The organism is Limnofasciculus baicalensis BBK-W-15, assembly GCF_024178385.1.
Taxonomy (GTDB): Bacteria; Cyanobacteriota; Cyanobacteriia; order Cyanobacteriales; family Coleofasciculaceae; genus Limnofasciculus; species Limnofasciculus baicalensis.
The window spans coordinates 19,991-42,618 of the sequence record NZ_JAMZMM010000009.1 but is presented as its reverse complement, the minus strand read 5'-3'; the positions used below and the strand labels follow the sequence as shown (position 1 = coordinate 42,618).

General features: G+C 41.1%; 27 protein-coding genes. 5 read left to right on the top strand and 22 right to left on the bottom strand.

Translation table 11 applies throughout. The annotated features are described in order from the left end of the window. Positions 1-117: 117 nt before the first annotated feature. Positions 118-1,542 carry a BCD family MFS transporter gene (locus tag NJ959_RS02015; RefSeq protein ID WP_254010066.1) on the top strand — a complete coding sequence of 475 codons (1,425 nt, stop codon included), beginning with the start codon at positions 118-120 and terminating at the stop codon, positions 1,540-1,542. A 236-nt stretch (positions 1,543-1,778) separates the two neighbouring features. Here the strand turns inward: NJ959_RS02015 and NJ959_RS02010 are convergent, their stop codons facing one another. The 11 genes from NJ959_RS02010 to NJ959_RS01960 form a co-directional block, all read right to left on the bottom strand. Next, on the bottom strand, positions 1,779-2,393 hold the full coding sequence (locus tag NJ959_RS02010; protein WP_254010065.1) for a hypothetical protein: 615 nt from the start codon (positions 2,391-2,393) through the stop codon (positions 1,779-1,781). 357 nt (positions 2,394-2,750) lie between these two features. Further along, positions 2,751-3,155, bottom strand: coding sequence for a hypothetical protein (locus tag NJ959_RS02005; protein WP_254010064.1), 405 nt, complete (start codon positions 3,153-3,155; stop codon positions 2,751-2,753). A gap of 108 nt (positions 3,156-3,263) precedes the next feature. Then, complete coding sequence (locus NJ959_RS02000; protein WP_254010063.1) at positions 3,264-4,166, bottom strand: CHAP domain-containing protein; 903 nt, start codon at positions 4,164-4,166, stop codon at positions 3,264-3,266. Between the two features lie 729 nt (positions 4,167-4,895). Next, positions 4,896-6,533, bottom strand: coding sequence for a GspE/PulE family protein (locus NJ959_RS01995; RefSeq protein ID WP_254010062.1), 1,638 nt, complete (start codon positions 6,531-6,533; stop codon positions 4,896-4,898). 212 nt (positions 6,534-6,745) lie between these two features. Further along, positions 6,746-7,489 (bottom strand): cistern family PEP-CTERM protein, encoded by a 744-nt coding sequence (locus NJ959_RS01990; RefSeq protein ID WP_254010061.1) that lies wholly within the window; start codon positions 7,487-7,489, stop codon positions 6,746-6,748. Positions 7,490-8,012: 523 nt separating this feature from the next. Next, positions 8,013-8,375: a XisI protein gene (locus tag NJ959_RS01985; RefSeq protein WP_254010060.1), complete on the bottom strand. Its 363-nt coding sequence runs from the start codon at positions 8,373-8,375 to the stop codon at positions 8,013-8,015. Continuing rightward, entirely contained in the window at positions 8,363-8,791 is a 429-nt protein-coding gene (locus NJ959_RS01980) for a XisH family protein (RefSeq protein WP_254010059.1), read from the bottom strand. Before NJ959_RS01980 ends, NJ959_RS01985 begins: the two co-directional genes overlap by 13 nt. Before the next feature lie 36 nt (positions 8,792-8,827). After that, positions 8,828-9,451 carry a Uma2 family endonuclease gene (locus NJ959_RS01975; protein ID WP_254010058.1) on the bottom strand — a complete coding sequence of 208 codons (624 nt, stop codon included), beginning with the start codon at positions 9,449-9,451 and terminating at the stop codon, positions 8,828-8,830. Positions 9,452-9,768: 317 nt separating this feature from the next. Continuing rightward, complete coding sequence (locus NJ959_RS01970) at positions 9,769-11,049, bottom strand: MFS transporter (RefSeq protein WP_254010057.1); 1,281 nt, start codon at positions 11,047-11,049, stop codon at positions 9,769-9,771. Positions 11,050-11,336: 287 nt separating this feature from the next. Continuing rightward, positions 11,337-11,576, bottom strand: coding sequence for an HNH endonuclease (locus tag NJ959_RS01965; protein ID WP_254010056.1), 240 nt, complete (start codon positions 11,574-11,576; stop codon positions 11,337-11,339). Then, on the bottom strand, positions 11,569-11,982 hold the full coding sequence (locus NJ959_RS01960; protein WP_254010055.1) for a hypothetical protein: 414 nt from the start codon (positions 11,980-11,982) through the stop codon (positions 11,569-11,571). The genes NJ959_RS01965 and NJ959_RS01960 overlap by 8 nt, the downstream gene beginning before the upstream one ends. Between NJ959_RS01960 and NJ959_RS01955 the strand changes: the two genes are divergently transcribed. Further along, positions 11,981-12,202 (top strand): hypothetical protein, encoded by a 222-nt coding sequence (locus NJ959_RS01955; protein ID WP_254010054.1) that lies wholly within the window; start codon positions 11,981-11,983, stop codon positions 12,200-12,202. The two genes, NJ959_RS01960 and NJ959_RS01955, sit on opposite strands and share 2 nt — an antisense overlap. Here NJ959_RS01955 and NJ959_RS01950 read toward each other — a convergent pair. The 7 genes from NJ959_RS01950 to NJ959_RS01920 all read right to left on the bottom strand — a co-directional run bounded on the left by NJ959_RS01950 (position 12,189) and on the right by NJ959_RS01920 (position 17,543). Beyond that, on the bottom strand, positions 12,189-15,026 hold the full coding sequence (locus NJ959_RS01950; protein ID WP_254010053.1) for a lipase family protein: 2,838 nt from the start codon (positions 15,024-15,026) through the stop codon (positions 12,189-12,191). The two genes, NJ959_RS01955 and NJ959_RS01950, sit on opposite strands and share 14 nt — an antisense overlap. A 319-nt stretch (positions 15,027-15,345) precedes the next feature. Next, positions 15,346-15,702: a DUF5615 family PIN-like protein gene (locus NJ959_RS01945; RefSeq protein ID WP_254010052.1), complete on the bottom strand. Its 357-nt coding sequence runs from the start codon at positions 15,700-15,702 to the stop codon at positions 15,346-15,348. Beyond that, a complete protein-coding gene (locus NJ959_RS01940; RefSeq protein ID WP_254010051.1) occupies positions 15,702-15,947 on the bottom strand; it encodes a DUF433 domain-containing protein in 246 nt (81 codons plus the stop codon). Before NJ959_RS01940 ends, NJ959_RS01945 begins: the two co-directional genes overlap by 1 nt. A 143-nt stretch (positions 15,948-16,090) precedes the next feature. Further along, positions 16,091-16,330, bottom strand: a complete 240-nt coding sequence (locus NJ959_RS01935; protein WP_309242535.1) for a DUF4926 domain-containing protein — start codon at positions 16,328-16,330, stop codon at positions 16,091-16,093. Between the two features lie 61 nt (positions 16,331-16,391). Continuing rightward, positions 16,392-16,592: a DUF2283 domain-containing protein gene (locus NJ959_RS01930; RefSeq protein WP_254010049.1), complete on the bottom strand. Its 201-nt coding sequence runs from the start codon at positions 16,590-16,592 to the stop codon at positions 16,392-16,394. After that, positions 16,582-16,848: a DUF4258 domain-containing protein gene (locus tag NJ959_RS01925; protein WP_254010048.1), complete on the bottom strand. Its 267-nt coding sequence runs from the start codon at positions 16,846-16,848 to the stop codon at positions 16,582-16,584. The genes NJ959_RS01930 and NJ959_RS01925 overlap by 11 nt, the downstream gene beginning before the upstream one ends. Before the next feature lie 125 nt (positions 16,849-16,973). Continuing rightward, positions 16,974-17,543: a Uma2 family endonuclease gene (locus NJ959_RS01920; protein WP_254010047.1), complete on the bottom strand. Its 570-nt coding sequence runs from the start codon at positions 17,541-17,543 to the stop codon at positions 16,974-16,976. Positions 17,544-17,701: 158 nt separating this feature from the next. On the opposite strand from NJ959_RS01920, the gene NJ959_RS01915 reads away from it, so the two are divergent. Then, positions 17,702-17,959, top strand: a complete 258-nt coding sequence (locus NJ959_RS01915) for a DUF433 domain-containing protein (protein WP_254010046.1) — start codon at positions 17,702-17,704, stop codon at positions 17,957-17,959. Positions 17,960-18,056: 97 nt separating this feature from the next. Here the strand turns inward: NJ959_RS01915 and NJ959_RS01910 are convergent, their stop codons facing one another. From NJ959_RS01910 to NJ959_RS01900, 3 genes are all read right to left on the bottom strand, one after another. Continuing rightward, complete coding sequence (locus NJ959_RS01910; RefSeq protein ID WP_254010045.1) at positions 18,057-18,317, bottom strand: type II toxin-antitoxin system RelE family toxin; 261 nt, start codon at positions 18,315-18,317, stop codon at positions 18,057-18,059. Continuing rightward, positions 18,314-18,553 (bottom strand): hypothetical protein, encoded by a 240-nt coding sequence (locus NJ959_RS01905; RefSeq protein WP_254010044.1) that lies wholly within the window; start codon positions 18,551-18,553, stop codon positions 18,314-18,316. The genes NJ959_RS01910 and NJ959_RS01905 overlap by 4 nt, the downstream gene beginning before the upstream one ends. A gap of 168 nt (positions 18,554-18,721) precedes the next feature. Continuing rightward, entirely contained in the window at positions 18,722-19,060 is a 339-nt protein-coding gene (locus NJ959_RS01900; protein WP_254010043.1) for a hypothetical protein, read from the bottom strand. Positions 19,061-19,232: 172 nt separating this feature from the next. Between NJ959_RS01900 and NJ959_RS01890 the strand changes: the two genes are divergently transcribed. After that, positions 19,233-21,560, top strand: a complete 2,328-nt coding sequence (locus NJ959_RS01890; protein WP_254010042.1) for a M48 family metalloprotease — start codon at positions 19,233-19,235, stop codon at positions 21,558-21,560. On the opposite strand, the gene NJ959_RS01885 is transcribed toward NJ959_RS01890, so the two are convergent. After that, a complete protein-coding gene (locus tag NJ959_RS01885; RefSeq protein ID WP_254010041.1) occupies positions 21,540-21,935 on the bottom strand; it encodes a hypothetical protein in 396 nt (131 codons plus the stop codon). The two genes, NJ959_RS01890 and NJ959_RS01885, sit on opposite strands and share 21 nt — an antisense overlap. 26 nt (positions 21,936-21,961) lie before the next feature. On the opposite strand from NJ959_RS01885, the gene NJ959_RS01880 reads away from it, so the two are divergent. Continuing rightward, positions 21,962-22,102, top strand: a complete 141-nt coding sequence (locus NJ959_RS01880; protein ID WP_254010040.1) for a hypothetical protein — start codon at positions 21,962-21,964, stop codon at positions 22,100-22,102. Positions 22,103-22,628: the final 526 nt, after the last annotated feature.

The following is a 22,628-nucleotide window of genomic DNA, read 5'->3' as shown; positions in this document are numbered from 1 at the left end:
ACTACTTTATTAGCAGTGAAACGGATTATGAGTAGTACTGCAGCACTACTTTATTGGAAGTGAATATAACAAACCGCTTACTATAGTAAGACAGTTTCCGATCAAAAAAAACCGAAAATGCCCAAAATTAACCTCCTGACTATGTTTCGTCTGGGTTTATTCCAGATGGGATTAGGAATCATGTCGCTCCTGACTCTAGGAGTATTGAATCGGGTGATGATTGATGAGTTGAAAGTATTGCCCTTCATCGCTGGGGCTGCCATCGCAATGTCCCAATTTGTCAGCCCAGCGCGGGTGTGGTTTGGTCAGATGTCCGATGCTAGACCAATATTAGGTTACCATCGCACTGGCTATGTTTGGCTAGGGGTTGCAGCTTTTACTACTTTATCTTTCATCGCCCTACAAGCGATCTGGCAACTCGGTGGTAGCATCCAAGCGACGGGTTGGGGTATCCAAAGCTATGGTTGGGCACTCGTAGTCGCCTTTGTTTTTGCCCTCTACGGTATAGCTCTTAGTGCTAGCTCCACCCCATTTGCGGCTTTATTGGTAGATGTTACGGATGAGGATAATCGATCTCAACTGATTGCGGTTGTTTGGTCAATGTTGATGGTGGGAATTGTCGTGGGTGCTATTATTAGTTCAAAATTACTGGCACAGCCGGAAATTTGTGGTAATGAAATTTTATCTTACGATCCATCTCAATCTGCACCTCTTGCCGATATCGCAAAATTAAGAGCTACGATTAATCCAGTATTTACGATTATGCCAGGGATTGTACTGGGATTATCTTGGCTGGGAACTATTGGTATTGAGAAGAAATATTCACGATATAATTCCCGTTCTACTTTAGTTGCAAGAGAAGAGCAAATTACTTTTGTGCGGGCGCTGCGGGTGTTAACTGCTAACCGTCAAACTGGTATATTTTTTAGCTTCTTGTTAGTATTAACTTTAAGTTTATTCACCCAAGATGCGATAATGGAACCATTCGGTGGGGAAGTATTCGGGATGTGTATCTCGGAAACTACTAAATTGAATGTACCTTTCGGAATGGGTACTTTAATTGGGATTAGTATCACTGGCTTCTTGATTTTACCAAGATTGGGTAAGCAAAAAACTATTACAGCGGGGTGTACAGCAGCAGCAGTATGTTCGGTATTATTTATTATGGCAGGATTCTCTGCTAATCCTGGGTTGCTGAAGTCTAGCTTACTATGTTTTGGTTTAGCTTCTGGCGTACTTACTGCGGCGGCGACTAGTTTAATGTTGGATTTGACAGCGGCGGAAGTGGCGGGTACTTTTATTGGGGCTTGGGGATTATCCCAAGCGATGGCGAGGGGATTTGCTACGGTTTTGGGTGGGGCGGTTTTGAATTTGGGGAAGGTTTTATTTACCGAGCCTTGGTTGGCTTATGGATTGGTTTTTATTTTGCAAGCGGTGGGGATGATTACGGCAATTATATTGCTGCGGCGGGTGAATATTCAGGAATTTCAGGATAATGCCAAATCTGCGATCGCGGTTGTGATGGAGAGCGATTTGGATTAGGGGAATGGAACAGCGGATGCCGTATCGGGAGGTGGGGAGCAATAAGCCTGGGCGATTGGAAATCGCGGCTACACAAACAAAGTCTGCCTCCGCAGACTAAGGAAAAATCAAGGGTTTCAGAACCCGCGCAGGCGGGTTTTGTCTGTGTAGCTGCGGTTACCCTTCGGGAAGCCGCGATCGCGTCTACAACCGCCCAATTGAGATTGGTGCAAGTGATAAAGTCAAGTCTGGCTAGGCTAATGATTTGGGCGAGTGGTGTCAATAATCTGGGATAAGATACCGAGAATTAATTCTAGATTATTAATAAAATGTTCTCTTGATTCCAGATAAACTTGATTTTCGACTAGTTTGATAAATTTCCAGATACTACCTGTAGTGATTATGCCATAAATACAGGGAATGTTGTTATTTTTTTGTTGATTAAATAGTTGAGCGGCTAGCATTTCGGCAATGGACTGCGGGATACCAGATTTAATGTTATCGTTTTTAGCTTCTACTATAGTTGCTACTGGCGCAGTCACGATTAATTGTTCGGGAGAATGACTGATGATGAAATCACATCTACCACTTAATCCTTTGGTTTTATCGATATTGAATTCTGTGCCAGAGAAGAGGCTGATTTGACGTTGAAAATGCTTGCGTATTTCGACTAGGATTGGTGCAATAATTAATTCAGACCTGGCTTTTTCTGTGTCTATTTCTAAGGCAAGCTGAATATTTTCTTCTAGAGTTTCTGTTAAAAGCGCACTGGGAGAAATGGGTGCGATTGACGGGAATAATTCAACTCTTTCTTGAAGGGTTAGGTTGAATTGGCTTTTTAAGTCATCCAGGGTAAAGTCGCTGTAAGACATGGGTTGTTTTTGTCTTGATAGGTAAGATTGGGTGAGAGGAGTGCGATGCCTTCACCCGCCAGAGGCATCGTATTTTTTTTCTGTACGAGTTGATGGCTACTAGTTATAGTAACTATACTCACTTACAATGACACTTGTATCAAGGATAAAACGGAGATTATTCGTCACGGAATCAGGACTTACGCAAAATCTGTCACTAAACTCCATATATAGTAGGGTGCGTTACATAACGCACCCTACTGATAGCATAACTGCGTAAGTCCTAAATATTTTAACATAATTTATAGGGAATTAACGTCTATAACGACCTTTCTAGGGAAAGACAGAAGTATTATTAAAATAATAATCTCTCTCAGACTACCCCGGTGTAGAGCCATCTTTAGGCAAATACATTGGTGGTGGTGGCTGTTGGCATCCCAAATTGGCTAAACAATTACCATCATTACTGCAGGATTCAGCAATTAATGCTCTACGTTGTGGATCGGTAATTTGGACACAATTATTAGTAGGTTGAACCGCTGGGTTTTCAGGTTGTTTTCCACAAATATTACTGAGATCTACAGTACTACCATCTGGTGTTTCAATGTAGCAGGCTGGCGTATCGGTGTCAGAATTTGAGATAAGTTGCTCTGGTGAAGTTCTGGAGAGTTGTGCGCTTATAGGAGGGTGTGGTAAGTCAGGTTTATTGGCGAAACTGGGTTTCTGGGTGTGGGAAATTAAGGTGATAGATACAAAAAGAGTTAGATAGAAAAATTTTAGCATGGTGTTACCTTGATATTATATTGTTTATAAAGCGATCGGCTTCACTAGCAGGGGTTGAGAAGTCGGGTTTCTTGAAGAAACCCGACTTCTGACTGTAAGATAATAGATTTATCGAGGATTAGTCCAGCCATTGGTTCCGCCATAGCTATTAGAGCTAGGAATGTTGATCCAACCGCTGATTCTTACAGTGCTATTTTCAGCTTTATTGTCCCAGTTAGATTCCAATATCTTCACTTGTCGCTGTCCATTGGAGAGTCGTTGCACTTCCATGACTATTCCTACATGTCCGTATCTGGTATCTGGACCTGGGAAAGAAATTACAGCACCACGTCTGGGTAAATCTGAGGTAGCAGAAGGTCTGATATAAGAACCGAAATATTGATTGAAAGGTGCATTATTTGCAAGTGTCCCAGCCGTGCCATAACCGTGATTGTAAGCCCGCGAAATAGTTCGTTCGTTAGAAGCCATAAAGACTTCTTGGACATAGCGGGCGATCAAAGTAACACATTGACCTTGTAAGTCATTTCTATCTAATCGACGAATACCTCTTTGTCCGTTAGCCCATTGGAAAAATGCTTCTGGGTTTCGGAAAAAGTTGCCACTATTGGAACACAATGTTGGAGGTGCAGGATTTGGATTTCCATACACGACACCACTAGCAACCCAGTAATTTGTACCCTTGAGTCGATACCACCGCGCATCGGGACGATTTAGCCAAAGATCGTTAACTATATCACCATAAGTCCAGGCATCAAAATCTCGGCGTTCATTGGGGGCTAACCGACCAACAATAGAAGCAGTTAATGAAGGACCAGAACGAATATTAACACCCGATGATGCGGCTGTTGCAAAAAAGGTACTAACTGGGCGAATTGTGTTACAAGAAACTGTTTGAGCAACTGCTTGTAGTGGCTGAATACTGGCATTTTCAACTTTTACACCCAAGGCGCTGAATGTAAGGATTGAAGTGGCTGCGATCGCAGATGTTAAACGTTTGATAGTTGCCTTCATAGTTATAGTTTAATTCCTTAATGTAATTGACAGACATTTGCCCACACCACGATCAGTTCAGCAGAACTTTATGGTTTTAGACGATTAATCAACCTAGTAGATCTTGCTAACAGAAAACCTTGTAAAAAGGTTTGTCACCCTTGATATATAAGGAATAGTACCGAACTTGTTGTCAAATAAAACATCTTCTTTTATTGAAAAGATAATGTTTCGCTCACATATCAATAATGTATTTTTTTTTTCAAAGTTTTTCATCAGTATTCTTGCTGATATTGCCTACGCCATTTGGCTTAATTCTTTGAGGACAATGACTCAGGTATTCCGGATAAAGATTGCATGAAATAAGATTGTGTGTTTTAACTAATATGTTGATTTTCTGTCAAATTTCTGTAAGTTTTCGGTAATTTTATTGATGGAATCACCATTTATTTTGATAAAGTTTCTGCGATCCGGGATTGACTTGTGAGTAAAAATACTGAATTAGCGTCTGGAGTAATATTTATAGGAGTTACGCAAACAAACCCGGTTTCTACAGAAAATCGTGGGTTTAGACGATTAAGGTTGAGGAAGAAACCGAGTTTCTGACGACTTATGCGTAACTCCTGATTTAGAAGGCTGATTCTTTAACACTCCCCAGTGGATAGAGGAGAGGGGAGCCAGAAATCTTACTCCCCTCTCCTCTTAGGGGAGGGGTTGTTCCATGCTTATATCCCAACACCCCACTCCCCACTACCCATACTTCCGATACAAAGCACTATGAGGCAAAACCCGCAAAACTTCCTGTATAGTTGTCACCCCAGTTGTCACCTTCTCAATCGCCGCCATCCGAAATGAATGAAACTTAATTTCACCTAAATATTGGTGTAACTGAGTCATCGTCCCTTCATAAATAAGCTGCCGCACTGTATCATCAATATTCAGCAATTCCACAATCGCTTCTCTTCCCAAATAACCAGAATTAAAACACTTCGCACAACCTTTCCCACAACGCCAAGCCTTCGGATTGGCTTCTTCCCTCAATAACCCTAACTTCTTCAAATCTCCATCTGTTGGCTTATATGGTTCAGCACAATGAGGGCAAATTTTCCGGACTAAACGTTGTCCGACTATTCCCAATAAAGCATCACTAACTAAACCGGGATCGTGACCAATATCTTTCAGACGTGGAATCGCACTTACCGCATCATTAGTATGTAGAGTAGTTAAGACTAAATGTCCAGTTAGTGCCGCACGAATTGCGGTTTCTGCTGTTTCACTATCCCGAATTTCTCCTACCATAATAATATCTGGATCTTGCCGTAAAATTGCTCTCAATCCGGCGGCAAAAGTCATCCCCGCCATTTCATTTACCTGGGTTTGGGTAATCCGAGGTAACACATATTCTACCGGATCTTCTACTGTGACCACATTAACATTTTCAGTTGCGATCGCCTGCAAAGAATTGTACAGAGTACTAGTTTTACCAGAACCCGTTGGACCAGTGAGAATTACCATTCCTTGAGGTTCCTTTAACCAACCTTTGTAGATATTCAACTTATTAGGAGAAAATCCCAACTCTTCCATCCCAGAAAATGGGTTGCGGCGGGGCAATAACCGAATTACTACTTTCTCGCCACCCATACAAGGGAGAGTACTGACTCGCATATCCAACCCCAAATCTGTCTCCTCTCCAGAAGTATAATTTTCGCCAATTCTCCCATCTTGGGGGCGGCGACTTTCAGCAATATCCATATTGGACATAACTTTAAGAGCAACTACACAGGGGCGACTCAGATCTGGTGATAAAGTAGTAATATCTCGGAGAATACCATCAATTCGATAGCGAACTTTTAAACCTTCCGGTGTGGGTTCTAAGTGAATATCGCTAGCACGATTCCGCAGCGCACCGGACATAATAGTTTTAATTCGACTAATTTGGTCGTTGGCTTTCTTAAGATATAATTCGGTAACTTCATTGATATCTTCTTGTTCCGTCTTTCCCGTCAGGGGATTAATTGGGGTAGCAGATGTGATACTATTGCCATTAAAGGTTTGGCTGAGATGCCAAGCGCGATAACTCTTCTCAGAAATGGGAATAATGTTAATCTCAGTGAGAGTGCGATCGCTCAAATTTTGGATATCTTCTTCTTTAAGACTAACTGGACTCCCCAAGCAGTAACAACCACGCCAAAGTAATAGAGGAATGACTGGAGGCAAAGCACTACGATTGGGCACTTGTCGAAAGAAGCGACTATGTACTTCGGCATCAAGTAATTCTAGATTAATGTTCCCCCGATCGTCTACCAACATCCTCAGTGCTTCTTCATAACTTATTTCTCTATTCTTCAGGCGCTGCCAAGGAGTCAAAATAGCTGGTAAAGTCTGCATATTTTTTTATGGTATTTACTTTTTTAAAGGAAATACTGAATTGAACCCGGTAGATTTATTTTTGCCAGAGGATACCCTGTAATCTATTTGAGTTCTATCAGACTCCCTTAAATTCCTCCTTTCATCTTAACAAAGATTTACCTTTTCGCAAGACTGTCTCAGCTTCACCGATTTTTCATGCTTTTGTTGTTGGTTATTTGTTATTTGTTAAATTACCACAACTGAGAATCCTTACAATCTTCCCAATTCTTACTACCCTTTGGAGCAACTTTTAGAGGATAACCCGTTCCACTTTGACCATCAAATTTTGTAGTACTAGTCAAATCGATACTCTGATAGCGAACTCCGAAATTATTCAGGTTAATCTTTTTAACAGACGAATCTAAATAAAAGGAAGTTGAAAAGCTGCCTTTATTACCAGTTGTCACCCCACCATTTTGCCCACCTCTACAGTTATTTGTATTATCGCTAAAGCAAAGGCTGGAATTTCCCTTATTCCCTTCAAACATTTTACTATCCAAATTAGCCTTAGCAAAAAGGGGCGAGGTTTTGGAGTCAATCCCTGTAATTGTTGCACCCAATAGGGTTTGGCTAACGTCAAATCCAAAGCCAGATGTTCTACTCGACACAATAGTTTTGTCAGAGGTATTGCCCAGAAGGATATCAAACTTCACTTCAGTCACCTGCTTATTGATACCATTAATTACTTTGGTGACTGTTTCAAATCCGGATAGTTTCAATATAGCCTCAGAGGATAATCCAGCTTGATCCTTCCCGCTTATATTACCACCAAAAGAAATAGCAAAGGATTGTCCAATATCGCCAGAGGTGATGTTTTCAACGTTATTTCCATTAATACTCAAGGCAGAGGCAGAGGGAGTAACGAAAGAGAAAAAAGAGAAAATAGCTGAAAGACTAGCGATACCTAGGCAGGATTTAGCAACAAAGCTCAACATTTCAGAACCCTTATAAACTTGAAGTTGGTATTGATAGCAGGTTAAATCTGCTACAGATAGATGCTACGTCAAGAAAACCCTGTGGTAGATATGAATTGATAGTTATTTCATTTTTGACAAAAAATATCCCTGACAGGAGTAAATTACTCCTGCTATTTAAGCAACAATAAGCAATGTAAAACCTGAAGGATTTGCCCTGGAAATTGATGCCACGGCAATACCGCTCCCTAGCAGTTTGCAGTCAGTGCTAAAAACTACAATGCCTTAGTTGCTGCCAAAGATTAAAATGAAATAACAGTCAGAACTGATGAGGGATCATCAGGGTTTTCATGCACGATCGAATCCTTCACTGTTTCAGTATATCCAAGTTTCCACAGAGATTAAAGGGTGAAATGTGAAGTAATGAACAAATTATAGTAAAGTTTTGATGAAATTAAAGAGTAAGTTGAGTAAAATGAGTTCGATACTGATTGGCAGGCTCGCGGGAATAGTGAGCGTCATTACTTGTATCGTATACTAATGCTCATCCGATGCCTGGGTTGGGCGAAGCCATCGCAAATTCAGTGAGGGGGCGCTTACTGGGATGCTGAAAGCCGAGAACAATGTCTTCGGGAGGAACTCCAGCATCTAATAACTCGTTGGCGATGCCCTGTTTAGTCCAATCTTCTTCAATCCAAATTTTTCCTTGCTCAATTTTGAGGTAGACTGTCACTCCAAAATCTCGCCGCTTGCCATCCCAACCAACATGAAACCAGAAATAATGGTCATGTTCTCGATCGAAGGAAACACATTCCTGTACGCCAATTTGATTCGCACCTGCCGCCCAATCTCGATATTCGGACAGAATTTTTTCGATAATTTGGCGATACTGATTTAGCTTATCCATTGCACAATCTCCTGTTCATCTATCTTCACAACAAAGATCTTGATTTTACTGGAGCGCACCAGAAAATCAATCCCCTCACGCCTGAAAAAATTGATGTATGTAATGTCATCAATAGCTAGGTAAAGGTCATATTCGGGTGCAGTTTTTTCCAGTAGCATTTGATAGAGCTTATATCTGCCTAGTGCCAGGTGAAAATCGGTCATTAAGGAGCGTCCTACAAAACATTCGATATCAACAACAATTTTATGACCTTCTCGTTCAGCAGCGATTGGTCTTGCATCAGCAATATCGGCGGATAAATCAATATCTTGGCACTGAATGCGATAAGGATCGGCAACGATTACCCAATTGTCTTTAATAAGGGCTGATTTTACTGCGTCATGGTAAATATCTCTGGCAGGCATAGGGTTAGACATAAGATAAAAATCAGAATGACTGCTAAGTTGCAAACACTAAACTTCTGTCATCGCAACAATTTGAGCTATCGTTAATACTAACTGAGGAAATGTTGGAGAAACAATAGTGGCTTCTCCTTGATATCGCTGTGCCTGATATTCACCATCGATTAAGCGGTTAACGGTTACCGTAGACTGTTTTGGAGAGCCAATATACTGAACGCCTCCCAACCCTGCATAATCAACAATCCAATACTCCAGGATTCCTAATGTTTCATACTCATTCAATTTGATCCGGTAATCATCCCGCCAATTCGTACTAACAACTTCGATCGCCAAGGGAGGTGGAATATAAGCAGCAGCAGAGGCAGAAATTTGACGCATTCTCACCCATTCTTCCTTCGCAAATACCACAATGTCAGCTTTACGACTTGATTCACTTTCGCCAGGGATAGCGTTCAATCTTACTTGTTTACTTTGTCGAGGAATGTAGGGAAGGTTCAAGGATTGGCAATGCTCCACCAAGAGACGACATAAACCATCCACGACATCCTCATGTTTCGCTGTGGGTTCACTCAGGGGCATGGCAACTCCTTTGACTAGCTCGAATGACCTACCGGATTTGTCATCCCAGTTAAGAAATTCCTCGAAGGAAAGGGTTTTTTGGGCGATCGCAACCATTAATATTAACCTTTTGCCTAGGTTTACTCTCTGTTGTCTGTTTTTAGCTTAACGTGAGGTAGAGAGATAGATCGCTGCTCTTGTAGGGTGCGTTAACGAAGTATACCGTAAACTTTGACACCTTTGCAGCGCGGTTGTTATATTTCTTTTGATGCTATCGCCTGAACTACTACCATCTCTACTTATACTCTAAGATATTTTTTCGCTCGGAACTATCTCTCAAATTGAATATTTGAGCTTTGGCGATCGGGTAGAATGCTGGAAATGATTAACTACGATAGGCAGCCTAAAAAGATAGTATTAAAATCAATCAAAATTTAATTCCTCCGGATCTCCGACCCCAGATCGATCCCTTTTTGTTGATAAATGTTGTAAACAGTTTTCTTTAAGGCTCGTAATTGCCTGCGGAAGAATAGCGAAGCTAAAATACAAGCAATACCAGCAAGAATTAAGGTATTAGTCGCACCGATTCGATCTGCTAAAGTTCCGCCTAAAAGACTACCGAAGGGAGTTATTCCTAAAAATGACATGGTATACAAGCTCATTACTCGCCCGCGTTTATCATCATCTACAATTGTTTGTAAAACTGTATTGCCTGCGGCCATTTGTAAAATTGTACCCAAGCCGATCGGTAACATTGCTAATAAAGACAGTGGTAAAAAACGTGACAAAGCAAAAACAATTAAACCGATACCTAAAATTGCTGGACCGATAATCATTAGCCTACCTAGTCCGATGACTGTTCTTTTAGTAACTAAATAGATAGCTCCAGCTAAAGCACCAATACCTGATGCTGCCATCAACATTCCGAGTGTTTGGGCATCACCATTGAGAATTTTATCTGCAAAAACTGGCATGATTACGACATATTGCGTCCCCATCAAGCTAACTAGAGATGATAGTAATAAAATGGCGCGAATCGGCGGAGAACTAAAAGCATAATCAAATCCTTCTTTAATGATTTGGATTGGATTACCTTTCATGACTGGCATTTGCTTAGGCTTGAATCTCATCGCTAATAAAGCCGCGATTACGGCAATATAACTGACCCCATCAATCAGGAAACAGTAAGCTTCACCAATTTGGGCAATGAGTAATCCGCCAATTGCTGGACCAATTAATCGTGCCCCATTAAACATCGTTGAGTTAATCGCGATCGCATTAGCTAAATCTTCGCGGCGATCGACCAATTCGGTGACAAATACTTGTCGAGCTGGTGCATCTATTGCGTTAATTATTCCTTGAAACAAGCTTAATACTAAGATCTGCCAAATTTGGATGACACCAGATAAAGCTAAGGCCGCGAGGGTTAATGATTGCACCATTGCCAGAATCTGCGTACCGATTAAGATCCGATGACGCGAGAATCGATCGGCAAATACGCCCCCAAAGGGTGTCAATAATAAGTTGGGAATTTGACTGGTAAATCCAACTACTCCCAACATTAGAGCCGAATTAGTGAGGTGATAAACCAGCCATACAGTAGCAATTTGAGTCATCCATGTCCCGATGAGCGAGATACTCTGTCCTGCAACAAAGAGGCGATAGTTTCTCGATCTCAATGCAGGTGGCAAGAATTTTAGATTGGTTGCTTGCATAATAGTTTGGTGAGGTTCAATGAACCCTTTTCGTGTTATCCATAAGATCGAGGAATAGTATTGCGTCTGGCGTACCAAGCATAAGTTATTAGATTCTGAAAGAACAGCACAGGTGAATCGAAGCCGCCCGCTGCAATAATTGATGCGACTTCTGATGGTGGCAAAACAGCCAGATTGAGATAACCTTAATGAAAAGTGCAGCGTGAAGCGAGTCCATTCTCTTCAACCCGCTGGCGACATCTGTCATTATAAAAGCAAATGTTTTTCCTACGGTTGATTTAGTTTTATTATAGCAACTCTAGGATATCGATGACTCGAATATGACTGTATTTAAAATTGTTGCACCCTTGACAAGCGATCGCCAGATTATCCAAATCACTGGTGCCACTTTTGGAGCGAGGGATAATGTGTTCAATGGAGAAGGGATCTGAAGAGAATTTAGCTTGGCTGAGACAATACTCACAGCAACCATTGGCGCGTTGTTTAATGAATTGTCGTTGCTGCTGTGTGAGGCGAGATTCAGACATAATCAACGATATCGGGATGAGGATTGATGCCGAGGGTTTGCATCAGATCTGTCAGAGGTTGGTTACGGAAGGTTGCGAGTTGAATTAAGGCTTGAATGCGGGTAACATTGAGTTGTTCAAGGCGATCGCTCATTTGAATCAGTTGTTCGTGTTCTTCGGGAGTCAGGGTTTCGGCATGACGCTTGGTGATGAGGGCATGATATTCTTCCCAGGTTTTTGCAGAAAAGCCGATGTTAATTTGTTGCAGCAAGTCGGCTTCAGTAGGTTGGGTGGTTGGAAGTCTAGGCTGGAGGTGTTCTTGTAGGGCGTTGAGGATGTAGCGATGGGGTTCAACGCCCTGTCGAGATGCTTCAGTGCGGATCTGATGTTCGAGTTCGGGAGAGAGGTTGAGGGTGATGGTGGTCATGGTTATCTTGGCAGCAACATCTATTCATCATTTTAGCGATCGGGCTTTCACCTTATCAAAAACTTCATCGCCTGTGACTTATCGATTTTACTGCCCGCCTCCTGGTTTGCAATCTACGAAACCTAATGCTTCTGTGTCGAGAAAACTGGCGATCGAAATGGCGATCGTCGCTGCGATCGGATATTCAATTTCCGCAGCACGCGCGATCAGAGCCGCTTGAATTCGTTCTGGCAAACGTCATCAACCTCAATAATTTTGGTAACTTTATCAGGCAAATTCAAAGGAATTTTTGCAGGTATATTCAAGGAGTCCTTTATAAACTTTCTAACTCCTATGTATACTTGCGAATTTTCAGACTCAGGCTTGGCAATAGAAATGTGATTGGCTCCCTGAACTGCAAATGGTTTTACGTCTAAAAGTCCTGGATCTGCACTCATTTCTTCAACTACTTTCACTCCGAACACTGCTTCTGTTTCAAAATATACCTTAGTTTCAATACACCAACTACGGCATTTTTGCCTGTATGTTTCATTAAGTGATCGTAGATTATGCTCATTAGCTTTAAGATCGTTAACGATGGGTTCAAGACGTGCGAACAAAGTACCAATATTTTTGATTAACTCAGCTAGATGTGCACCCTGATGTGGAGTTGCCAAGAACACAATCCCTTTTGTTTGGTGAATAAATTTTTGAGATTGGGGATACTTGTCAGCAGATTCCAGCATCTTTTTAACTAAGAGACCGCCTAAACTGTGAGTAATAAAAATAATAGGTTTGTCTCCTAACTCTTGGCTATCCAAGTAATCTAATAGAGGACTTGATTGATCGAACAGAGGTATTCCTTTACCTTTCCAAGCGGAAGGCTCTGCTTCATATCCATATGTCCAAATTCCTAGTTCTGATAGCTTTTGATCTTTGGCAAGCCATCCTAACCAACATGAATCTGGATCGTCCTTTTCGCTAGGATGCCAAGTCTTCGTAGCATGACCCATCAAGCCATGAACAAAAATAATATCGCCCTTCCGATCTGGGTTTTTGCACCCAAATAAGGGATTCAAACCATATCGCTGATTATCAATCATAAGTGTATTTCCTTGCGAAAAATCAAAGTTTTCTCTAAGATACATCCATAATTCTTCTTCAGGATCGGTTTTTATGATTTCTTCACAAAAAGATATTATACTTTTAGGATATCGCGAGAAATCTTCATTATTTCTAACCAAAAATAATGCTAGAAAATACTCCTGTAAGATTTTGAATATAAATGTGATTTTCTGCTTCGTCGAACGATATTTCTCACGAGTCAATGTTGCATGAGATGTCAGAACAGAATTCAAAAGTACATCTATAATTCTTACTCTATCTACCTGAAAAATTTTTGCTGCAAACTCTTCTACTTTTTGAGAGTCTGTCAAATCTTTTAGGACGAATGTACCATCTTCACGACCCAAAGTCATATCTTTTGATACAAGTTCCATAATATATAAAATTTTGTCTACTTGAACATTTCGCTCACTACGCTCTGACGACGTTAAATCCTTTGCAGATTTTTTTTCAATAATAAAAGGACGATTATCTTTTTCAATGTCTCGATATATTTTTCGTCGAACCCACTGATATATCAAAGTTGGTCTGTTTACTGGCTGAATATCCCGTTCAACGACATCAGACAGTATAAATTGTAAAAAAAGTGGGTTGAGAGGTAACTCACCGTAAAAATCTCTGTATGATTCATCTAAAAAAAGACATCTAAATTTTTGAATTTTTAAGAAACTTTCACCATCTAAAATTCTTGGAGAATTTTCACTATCTGGGAGATTTTTTTTGTAGTCCTCCATAATTTTATCAATTAACTGCAAAATATGATCGCTCGACCAGATATCTAGTTTTAAAGCTCTTGCTTTCCTACGAGCTTTAGCTCCCCCTCTGCTATTATTCACAGTCACTAATTCGCTGAATAAACTTTCTTCAAAATGCGATGTCCTAGTCACTAAAATAATTGGGCAGTGAATATCTGATAGCCTATCACTTAAACGCTTGATCCCTTCACTACTGGGATCTGAATAAAATCTATTTTCATCTAAACCATCGAACACAAGGATATGTTTCTCTGAGTGTTCAATCGTTTTTCCCAAGGTTGCACCTGAGAGCGAGTACAATAACTCTCTATCCGTTTCATCTTCAAATTCTTCTAAAATATTTAACATTCTGAGAATATGCTCTAATAAGAAGTTAGTCCCTGAACGTAATGAATAGAAATTCAAGATATCACAGTTGATGAAAAATACTATTTTATTTGCTGTGGTTGCAGTATAGAGAGCTGTAGTTGTTTTACCTGCACCAGCTTCTCCGTGCATCAAAGTCCAGATAATATCTTTTCTCTCAGAAATAACAAGTTCGGAAACACTCTGATTTCCATTACTTGGTACTTGTTTGACATTAGGGATAGGCTCATGCTCTCTAAAGCTAATCTCAGATTCCTCAGCAGGTACGTTAGGAACATAGTATTTTCCAAACTCAAGCTTGTTTTCTATGTCTAGTCTGTATCGACGTGAATATTCTTGAAGTAAACAGGTTAATGTACTTCTAAATTCATTTTCTGCTTTGTCAAGAAACTCTTGACGTTGTAATAATCGAAAATTATTGATATTGCCAGAGGCTTCTAAGCTTGCTTTATATTCTTCAATTTTACCTAAAAAATGACTGAATTTCCCTCGCCCACGCCTCCCATTCTGATGATTATGCAGTACCCAATATCTATCGCATCTAAATCCTTCACTTATAAATGCTTCTGTTGTAGAAACAATTTGTAAAGCGTGATTCTCATCCAAATCGAACTCAACATCAAAAGCCTGACACTGTACTACCCAGTCAAGCTTATCTTCACTAGACCTTACAACAAAATCCGCTCCTGGAATATCTGAACATTCTTCAAAAGAAGGATCTAATATTCGTAAAAGCGAAATTACTTTGTCCTTAAACTTACTATCGTCACTTTTTGACATCTCGTTTGACAATTGATCCCATACAGTTGTACCAGCCATAAAATCTTCCTATGCTTCGATATGAAAAAACTAAAAGTAAAATTTGGTAGATTGCTACACTACCTCAGAAACCGATCGATCGCACTTAAGTCAATCTGACGAAATAGCTTCCAGTGATTGAAATGAGATATCTACTTTCACGGCATTCTCAGTCATCAAAACTTTCCTTCACTTTTAATTTTATATTTAGCATATTTCTTCAAAACTTTCAAAATAGTTATATCGCGTTCCAGCACCGCAAACCGTTATCGCTCCAAACTCACACCCCGATATAATTCTGCGATCGCCACAACTGCAACAGCGATCGCAGTTTCAATAACTATGGTAGCGGGCGTTGACGAATTTGATCGCGCTCCACCACCGTAAACCATTCCTCAAATTGCAATCCTTCGGTTTGTAATAAATTTAACAATATTGATGCTGGTTCTTCTGGTGCGTGAGGACGAAACCGCAAATAAATGACACCTCTTGGTGAAGGCAGCCGCAAGCGATAAATGAGTTCACCGTAATCGCGATCAAACGTCAAAATTACCCGTTGCTCATCCGCCGCACGAACCAAAACCTCGGAATCCTCAATTCCTGGAGAATCCTCGGTAATAGAAGCGACTTCCAGATCCGCTTGTCGTAGAATTCGTACACTAAGCAGTGGAAAGTTTTCATTTGCCAGAAACCGCATTAACTTGCCTCAGCAAAGAGTAAAGGTGTATAAAATACGTCTTCTTTCAGACATTCAGCCGCGAAAGCAAATACAGCTTGGATAGATTCATGATTAAGCGTTGGGTAGTTTTCTATAATTTGTTGTTCTGTCCAACCTTCTGAAAACAACCCTAGAATAAACTCTACTGATATTCGTGTTCCCTTAATTACAGGCTTGCCAAGCAGAATTTTAGGATTTGAGTGAATGTATGCTTTCCAATTCATAGCCAGTTTCCCTCTATGGAGTTTTCATCTATTTTGAAACCTTTGTCTCTAGCTTACTTCATTTGCCGCTCCAAACTCACACCGCGATATAATTCTGCGATCGCAATTTCCAGCTCAATACTGTGTAAAGTATTATTTGTAGGCTAGGCGTAGGCAGGAAGTGGCTCATAAACGAGTTGCATGAGTTTTTCTGAGGGAACAGTTTCCATTGCATAGGTATTGCCTTGAGCATCAGCAAAATCTACTAGATAAGCGCGATTGTCAAAGCTCATGAGAATCGTGCCAACTTGTCCATGTCGGAGCAAAATCGGCCCAGAGGTTTCTTTGTGGATTGCCTGAATTTCTGCGGTCAAGGCAACAACATCATATTCGTTTAACGTTATTATAGTATCCTCACTTATTAAGCTGACAATATTGCCGTGCCACCTCGATAAAGCACATCAACTAAGTTGCGATCGTTAGTATCAGATCTTGAGGATTAAACAGTTGACGTTTGGAGGCATTGAGAAATTCGATAGTAACAGGTTCGTCAGTTTCGTCATAACTGACAATCACACCTCCAGGTTCAGAAATAGCATTGGTTGGAAACGCATCACGGAAGATAAAAATCAGAATGTCTGCTTCTGCATCGTATTTAACTTTCATTGGGATTCTCCTGCCAATATCGATTAACTTGATTTGTCCAGTACAGAGTTAAAATTCGCCTGGTTTTGCCAATTTCAACAAAGGGTACTCTAAGAAGACCATTACCTCGTTTAATTTGAGCCACCAAAACATCCTCTTCCACGACAATCTGTTGAGGATTGGTGACAGCCGCTTCAACCTCTTCCCTGGTGATTTTCAATCGCTCCTCCCATTGTAGCTGACGCTCCTGGGCGTGTTTTGTCCAAACAATTTGCATATCTCCTCATACTCCCAAGTCCTCTGTATATTCCATTTGGAATTTTGCATTTTTAATTATAACGCCTCGCACTCTGCTATGGAGTTTTCATCTATTTTGAAACCTTTGTCTCTAGCTTACTTCATTTATCGCTCCAAACTCACACCCCGATATAATTCTGCGATCGCAATTTCCAGCTCAATACTCTGTAACATGACTAAATCACCCGCACAATAAACCACCGTTTCCCAACGTTCCCCACCCCCATCTTTCACCCGACGGCGACACTCCACGCACATCTCATCCTGCGAGATTAAAACATACTCTTCCAATGATTCCAACTGTTGATAATCCTCAAACTTATCAGTGCGATCGAACTTTTTAGTCGAAGGAGACAGCACCTCAGCAATCAACTTAGGATAGCGCTTCACATAGCGATCGTTCTTATCTCGCGGATCGCACGTCACAAACGCATCGGGATAATAGAAAAACTCAGCCGCATAATTCACCTTGACATCACCGGAAAAAAACTGACATTCTCCATCACGCAGGTGAAAATTAATCAGCGTTAATAAATTAATCGCGAGACGGCTATGATCGTCGCTACCTCCCGCCATTGCGTAGACTAAACCGCGCCGATATTCATGTCGGATCGTATTCTCATGTTCGATGGAAAGGTACTCTTCGGGGCTAAATCCAGAGGGAATGGCAATCATAGTATTGCAGGCAAATTGGATAGCTTAATTGTAGCGATTTTCGAGCCACTACCAGGTATTATTTGTTCGTTCAAGGCAACAACATCATACTCGTGTAACGTCTTCATAATTATGATTATACTCTAATAAAGATCAGTCCCTTCAAACTTCCATAGTTTATGACCACAGCAGTATCTATTGATATTGGTACGCTCATTACACGCACTCCCGGATTGCATGGTGGATGTCCCCACATCCTCGGTAAAGGCGTTACCGTTCGTCGGATTGTAACCTGGTACAAGCGAGGATTGAATGCTGAAGAGATTTGCGATCGCATCGGCCATCTCACCCTCGCCGAAGTCTACGCAGCATTAACTTACTATCATGCCAACACCGCAGAATGCGATCGCGCTTCAGTCAATCTCAATACTCTGTAAAGTATTATTTGCAGGCTAGGCGCAGGCAGGAAGTGGCTCATAAACGAGTTCCATATTTGTCCAGTACAGAGTTAAAATTCGCCTGGTTTTGCCAATTTCAACTTTTATAAACATCTTTTCGATGCTTGCATTGTAATAGGAGAATGATGAGTTCTTTGTCGCGGATTTCATAACGAACGCGGTAATCACCGATCCGAATACGGTACTCATTATCAGTGCCTTTCAGCTTGACTACCACATCTGGGCGCGGGTTTTCGGCAAGTTGCAAGATTTTTACAGCGATACGCTCGTAGACATCATTGGGCAGAACATCTAGCTGCTTTTGCACAACTTTAGGGATGAGGATGGTGTAAGTCATGTCGATTTATTTGCCCTTTGTGCCATATATCGATCGAAAGTTGTGTAGTCTCCAGCGTTGTAGTCAGCACGGGCTGCTTGAATTTCGGCAATGTCTTCTGGAGAATCGTCCTCATTCGGGAATAATTCAGCTTCCAAAAATTCCCAAATCTTGTATCTTTCAGCAATTCCTAGTGACGAAATAGCTTCCAGGAGTGATTGAAATGAGATGTCTACTTTCACTGTATTTTCAGCCATGAGAACTTTCCTCTACTTTTAATTTTAAGATTAGCATATTTTTTCAGGATTCTCAAAATAACTGGATCGTAATTCCATCCTATAGGAAGCACCCGTCAGATTATCGCCCTAAACTTACACCCCGATATAATTCCTCGATCGCAATTTCCAGCTCAATACTCTGTAACATCATTTATTTTCATTGATAATTTCGGAAATTGCCTCATTTCCAAATTCTCGATACGCTGAGAACTGATTTCCAAAATCAATAATTACATGATCTGTTCGACGATTACCCATTTTTGCCCATTTAGGGTTTGTAAATTCATCGGGAATATTAGAGCCGTCTAATCCTGGGTATCTAGCTGGATGAATAATATAGTAGTCAGGTTGTTCTGAGTCTTTATGCTGAGTTATTAAAAACTCATTAGCCGTAATTGATGAAATTGCTAAACTTTTGCTATGAATATCCTTCTCAATACCTTTAAAGCGGTATGAAAGTACTTGTGTATCGATAATCAGATCCATAAGTCAGTTTTCTCCTGAAACTATAAATGTAACTTATAAATAGATCCAATCGCAAACAATTCTATCTTTCTCCAAGGCTTTCCAACAATCTGGATTCCAATGGGTAATCTTGTTTGGGTTTGCCCAATCGGAATTACTATTACAGGATATCCCCCCCTATTAAATAAAGATTATGAACTCAATTCCCAATCCTTCCCTCGATATCGGTATGACAGCCCTACAACAGGGCGATTATGCCCTCGCCATCGCACATCTGTCTGGTGTCTGCGAGTTGGAATTAGACGAATCCCTCATTTCCCGCGCTGCCGTGGGGCTAGTGACAGCCTATCAGCGGGTGGGTGATGGACGAAAAGCGATCGCAATTTGCCAAATTCTCACTGACGATCCTAACCCCGAAGTTAGATCCTGGGCAACTAATACCTTGACTCAACTGACGACTCAGTTTCCCCCCACCACTAACCCGACAGGATTTGTCCCCTTAAACGAAACACCCCCATCATCACCAAATACTTCAAACATTCCACAGTGGTTAGGGAATTCGGCGCAGCGTTTATTTTCTGGAGGGAAATCTCAAAAGAAACCTCCTATTCCCCAACAACCACTACCGCAAACCTCATCCCAACTTCCGGTAGCCTACACTCCACCGTCTACACCCTCCCTCTTTACAACTAGCCCTAGATTCCGTAACCTAGGACGTGCAGAAAGTTGGAAACCTGCCAAACCCCCTAAATTATTCCAATTGTGGTGTGTGGAAATTGGCAGTGCGATCGCATTTTTTTACTTACTCCGTTTTTGGATACAATTCCTCATGGGGACAACTAATAATATTTTGGTAAAGTTGCCCTTTTTAGAACCAATCCAACTATTTTACCGAGATCCTACCCCAACTTTATGGGTAATTCTGACACTGCTACTAATTTTCTTACCCTGGTTAATGGATAGAATCTTAAAGCAGTTTTACGGTTTACAACCCTTTTCCCTCAGTCAACTTACCTCTCATTCTCCAGAAGCAGCAAAAATGGTACAGCGTTTTTGCCGCCAACGCCATCTTCCCTTACCAACTTTAGAAATATTACCCACAAATGCACCTCTAGCCATAACCTATGGTAATCTACCTCGCACAGCCCGAATTGTTGTCAGTGAAGGATTATTATCTCAGTTAACAGAGGATGAAATAGCCACTATTTATGGAGGTGAGTTAGGGCATATTATTCACCGGGATTTTATCTTAATATCTCTTTTTACCTTAGCCATCCAAATTCCTTATCTTATATATTGGCAAGTCAGCAAATGGGGAGAAGACTTATCCCAACTAATCGATAGGAAACTACCCGCCTATCGGAAACTTTTACCACCGATAATTCTGGGGATAAGCAGCGCGATCGCATCTTTAGGCTACTGTACTTACTATCTGCTAAGATTGCCCCTACTATGGCTTTCCAGAATTAGAATTTATTATAGCGATCGCACCGCCATCGAAACCACCGGAAATCCCAACGGATTAACTCGCGCCTTACTGAAAATTGCCATCGGAATTACCGAAGATATCCAAACCTCCAGACAAACCAGCAGTATTTTAGAAAGCCTTGACTTATTGCTACCCATAGGATATCAACAAGCCATCCCCTTGAGCAGTTGTTCCGGACAAATATCCTTTGAAGCAATATTACACTGGGATTGCACCAACCCATACCGCGACTGGTTAAGTATTACAGCATCACATCCCCTAATTGGCGATCGCTTAAATAGCATAGCCCGATACTCCCACCACTGGAAAATCGGTACAGAATTAGACTTACCCACCCCCACTCCACCAATTCGCAATAATACTGCACGGCTAGCCAAACTACTAAACGGCTACAAAGCATTACCCCTATTCCACAGCGCCCTATTCTATGGACTGATATTGGGTATTTTATTCAGAGGTATCCTCTGGTTAATTGGGATAATTTGCGACTGGCTGAATATCTGGCAACTAATTTGGCTCCACAATGCCAATTCCTTCCTCGATGCCTGCATTTTAATCGCCTTCAGTCTCACTATATTATTCTGGATTAACAATTACTTTCCCGATATCAAACCAGGCACAGTTATTAATCAACCAAACCTAGGCGAATTATTAGCCAATCCTCATACCCTCCCTCCCGATAGCAAACCTATCCAATTAACCGGGAAACTCCTAGGGCGTAATAGTTTACTCAACTGGTTAGGAACAGATTTAACTTTACAAACCCCCACAGGCTTAATCAAACTCCACCTCTTTTCCTATCTCGGCGCATTCGGAAACTTGCTACCTCAGCGACACCGCCCCAGCGATTTAATCGGAGAACAAATAACAATAACAGGATGGTTTCGTCGCGGTGCAACACCTTGGATTGACTTAGAAACCCTACGAACTTCTGGAGGTAAAATGAGTAAAGCTTACTATCCGATATGGTTGACAATTTTAGCTTTTAGTGCTGCAACTTGGGGAGCTTATTTAATTTGGCAAGTGAGGTAAGCATTGTTGCTTGATATTTACGCTACTGTTACCGATCGCTAGCTCTACCACAAACTCTGGTGGTATATTATCTTCAGCGGCATATTTCTCAATCTCTGTTTGGAGAGAAGTTGGTAAGTCATTGAGGATACTGCGACTTTCAGTATAGCTGTGGCTATCAGGCATAGGAATGAACTCTAACTCTAGGAAGCGAGCGATCGCAAATCTAATTACTATATCGGGAGATACTTCGGCTAATTCTCGATATGTAACAATTGCCGATTGGATCTTTTTCGGGAGAGAGTCGAAAATGTGAGACTTGGTATTAGGATTAGAGATAGCCAGTAGATGTAAGTGATTTAGCGGCTGTACAACAGGAGCGAGAAATACCCACACGGATTATTCAGGGATTCCAGTCTCTCATGCAGCAGCGAATTATTAAAGCCGCATTAGATACAACTCAAACCTTTAGCCCGCCTTTCTTCTTACGCTTACCCATCCTGCGAGATATCCCCGCGCGGCTGATTGCCTTTGGGTTTCGTCGGGTTAACTTGAACAATTAAATCCACCCCCCATCCCCAAAGGCAAAGAAACCCGGTTTCGCCGAAGTTACGCCAAGAAACCGGGTTTCTCAAGTGCTAATCGAGATCCCCAGTTATTGTAACTTTATTTCACAATCTCAAGAGCATTTACTCCAAGAATGTAAACTTAAATTTCATTTTTGACTACTTTGAGAATAAGGTGCTAAATTAGAAAGTGAAGCTATAGAGCTTCGATGAAAGAACCCAAAGTACAGTAAACATTCAAGTTGAGAGGTACAAAAAGGCTGTTCAATTTTCAATCTGTCTCACTAACAAACAACAGCAACACTCACCAAGAACACTGATATTTCCTAAGCTAGTCAGACGGGAGCCATACAACCTACCTCAATCGGGGTGTAGAGCAACTCCAAAGGGAAGTGACACAAACAGGAAATTCCTCAGTAAGTCAGGTTGTAGGGTTGCTGTTGTTTTAGATATGCAAATTCCTCTTAAGCTTGATTTAAACAGCCAAAAATCAGCTTCTTAGTGTCTTAGTGTCTTAGTGTCT

Excerpts from the sequence above, each read along its gene's own strand:
- NJ959_RS02015 (WP_254010066.1), top strand. The coding sequence starts at position 118 with ATGCCCAAAATTAACCTCCTGACTATGTTTCGTCTGGGTTTATTCCAG.
- NJ959_RS02010 (WP_254010065.1), bottom strand. The coding sequence starts at position 2,393 with ATGTCTTACAGCGACTTTACCCTGGATGACTTAAAAAGCCAATTCAAC.
- NJ959_RS02005 (WP_254010064.1), bottom strand. The coding sequence starts at position 3,155 with ATGCTAAAATTTTTCTATCTAACTCTTTTTGTATCTATCACCTTAATT.
- NJ959_RS02000 (WP_254010063.1), bottom strand. The coding sequence starts at position 4,166 with ATGAAGGCAACTATCAAACGTTTAACATCTGCGATCGCAGCCACTTCA.
- NJ959_RS01995 (WP_254010062.1), bottom strand. The coding sequence starts at position 6,533 with ATGCAGACTTTACCAGCTATTTTGACTCCTTGGCAGCGCCTGAAGAAT.
- NJ959_RS01990 (WP_254010061.1), bottom strand. The coding sequence starts at position 7,489 with ATGTTGAGCTTTGTTGCTAAATCCTGCCTAGGTATCGCTAGTCTTTCA.
- NJ959_RS01985 (WP_254010060.1), bottom strand. The coding sequence starts at position 8,375 with ATGGATAAGCTAAATCAGTATCGCCAAATTATCGAAAAAATTCTGTCC.
- NJ959_RS01980 (WP_254010059.1), bottom strand. The coding sequence starts at position 8,791 with ATGTCTAACCCTATGCCTGCCAGAGATATTTACCATGACGCAGTAAAA.
- NJ959_RS01975 (WP_254010058.1), bottom strand. The coding sequence starts at position 9,451 with ATGGTTGCGATCGCCCAAAAAACCCTTTCCTTCGAGGAATTTCTTAAC.
- NJ959_RS01970 (WP_254010057.1), bottom strand. The coding sequence starts at position 11,049 with ATGCAAGCAACCAATCTAAAATTCTTGCCACCTGCATTGAGATCGAGA.
- NJ959_RS01965 (WP_254010056.1), bottom strand. The coding sequence starts at position 11,576 with ATGTCTGAATCTCGCCTCACACAGCAGCAACGACAATTCATTAAACAA.
- NJ959_RS01955 (WP_254010054.1), top strand. The coding sequence starts at position 11,981 with ATGGTTATCTTGGCAGCAACATCTATTCATCATTTTAGCGATCGGGCT.
- NJ959_RS01960 (WP_254010055.1), bottom strand. The coding sequence starts at position 11,982 with ATGACCACCATCACCCTCAACCTCTCTCCCGAACTCGAACATCAGATC.
- NJ959_RS01950 (WP_254010053.1), bottom strand. The coding sequence starts at position 15,026 with ATGGCTGGTACAACTGTATGGGATCAATTGTCAAACGAGATGTCAAAA.
- NJ959_RS01945 (WP_254010052.1), bottom strand. The coding sequence starts at position 15,702 with ATGCGGTTTCTGGCAAATGAAAACTTTCCACTGCTTAGTGTACGAATT.
- NJ959_RS01940 (WP_254010051.1), bottom strand. The coding sequence starts at position 15,947 with ATGAATTGGAAAGCATACATTCACTCAAATCCTAAAATTCTGCTTGGC.
- NJ959_RS01930 (WP_254010049.1), bottom strand. The coding sequence starts at position 16,592 with ATGAAAGTTAAATACGATGCAGAAGCAGACATTCTGATTTTTATCTTC.
- NJ959_RS01925 (WP_254010048.1), bottom strand. The coding sequence starts at position 16,848 with ATGCAAATTGTTTGGACAAAACACGCCCAGGAGCGTCAGCTACAATGG.
- NJ959_RS01920 (WP_254010047.1), bottom strand. The coding sequence starts at position 17,543 with ATGATTGCCATTCCCTCTGGATTTAGCCCCGAAGAGTACCTTTCCATC.
- NJ959_RS01915 (WP_254010046.1), top strand. The coding sequence starts at position 17,702 with ATGACCACAGCAGTATCTATTGATATTGGTACGCTCATTACACGCACT.
- NJ959_RS01910 (WP_254010045.1), bottom strand. The coding sequence starts at position 18,317 with ATGACTTACACCATCCTCATCCCTAAAGTTGTGCAAAAGCAGCTAGAT.
- NJ959_RS01905 (WP_254010044.1), bottom strand. The coding sequence starts at position 18,553 with ATGGCTGAAAATACAGTGAAAGTAGACATCTCATTTCAATCACTCCTG.
- NJ959_RS01900 (WP_254010043.1), bottom strand. The coding sequence starts at position 19,060 with ATGGATCTGATTATCGATACACAAGTACTTTCATACCGCTTTAAAGGT.
- NJ959_RS01890 (WP_254010042.1), top strand. The coding sequence starts at position 19,233 with ATGAACTCAATTCCCAATCCTTCCCTCGATATCGGTATGACAGCCCTA.
- NJ959_RS01880 (WP_254010040.1), top strand. The coding sequence starts at position 21,962 with ATGCAGCAGCGAATTATTAAAGCCGCATTAGATACAACTCAAACCTTT.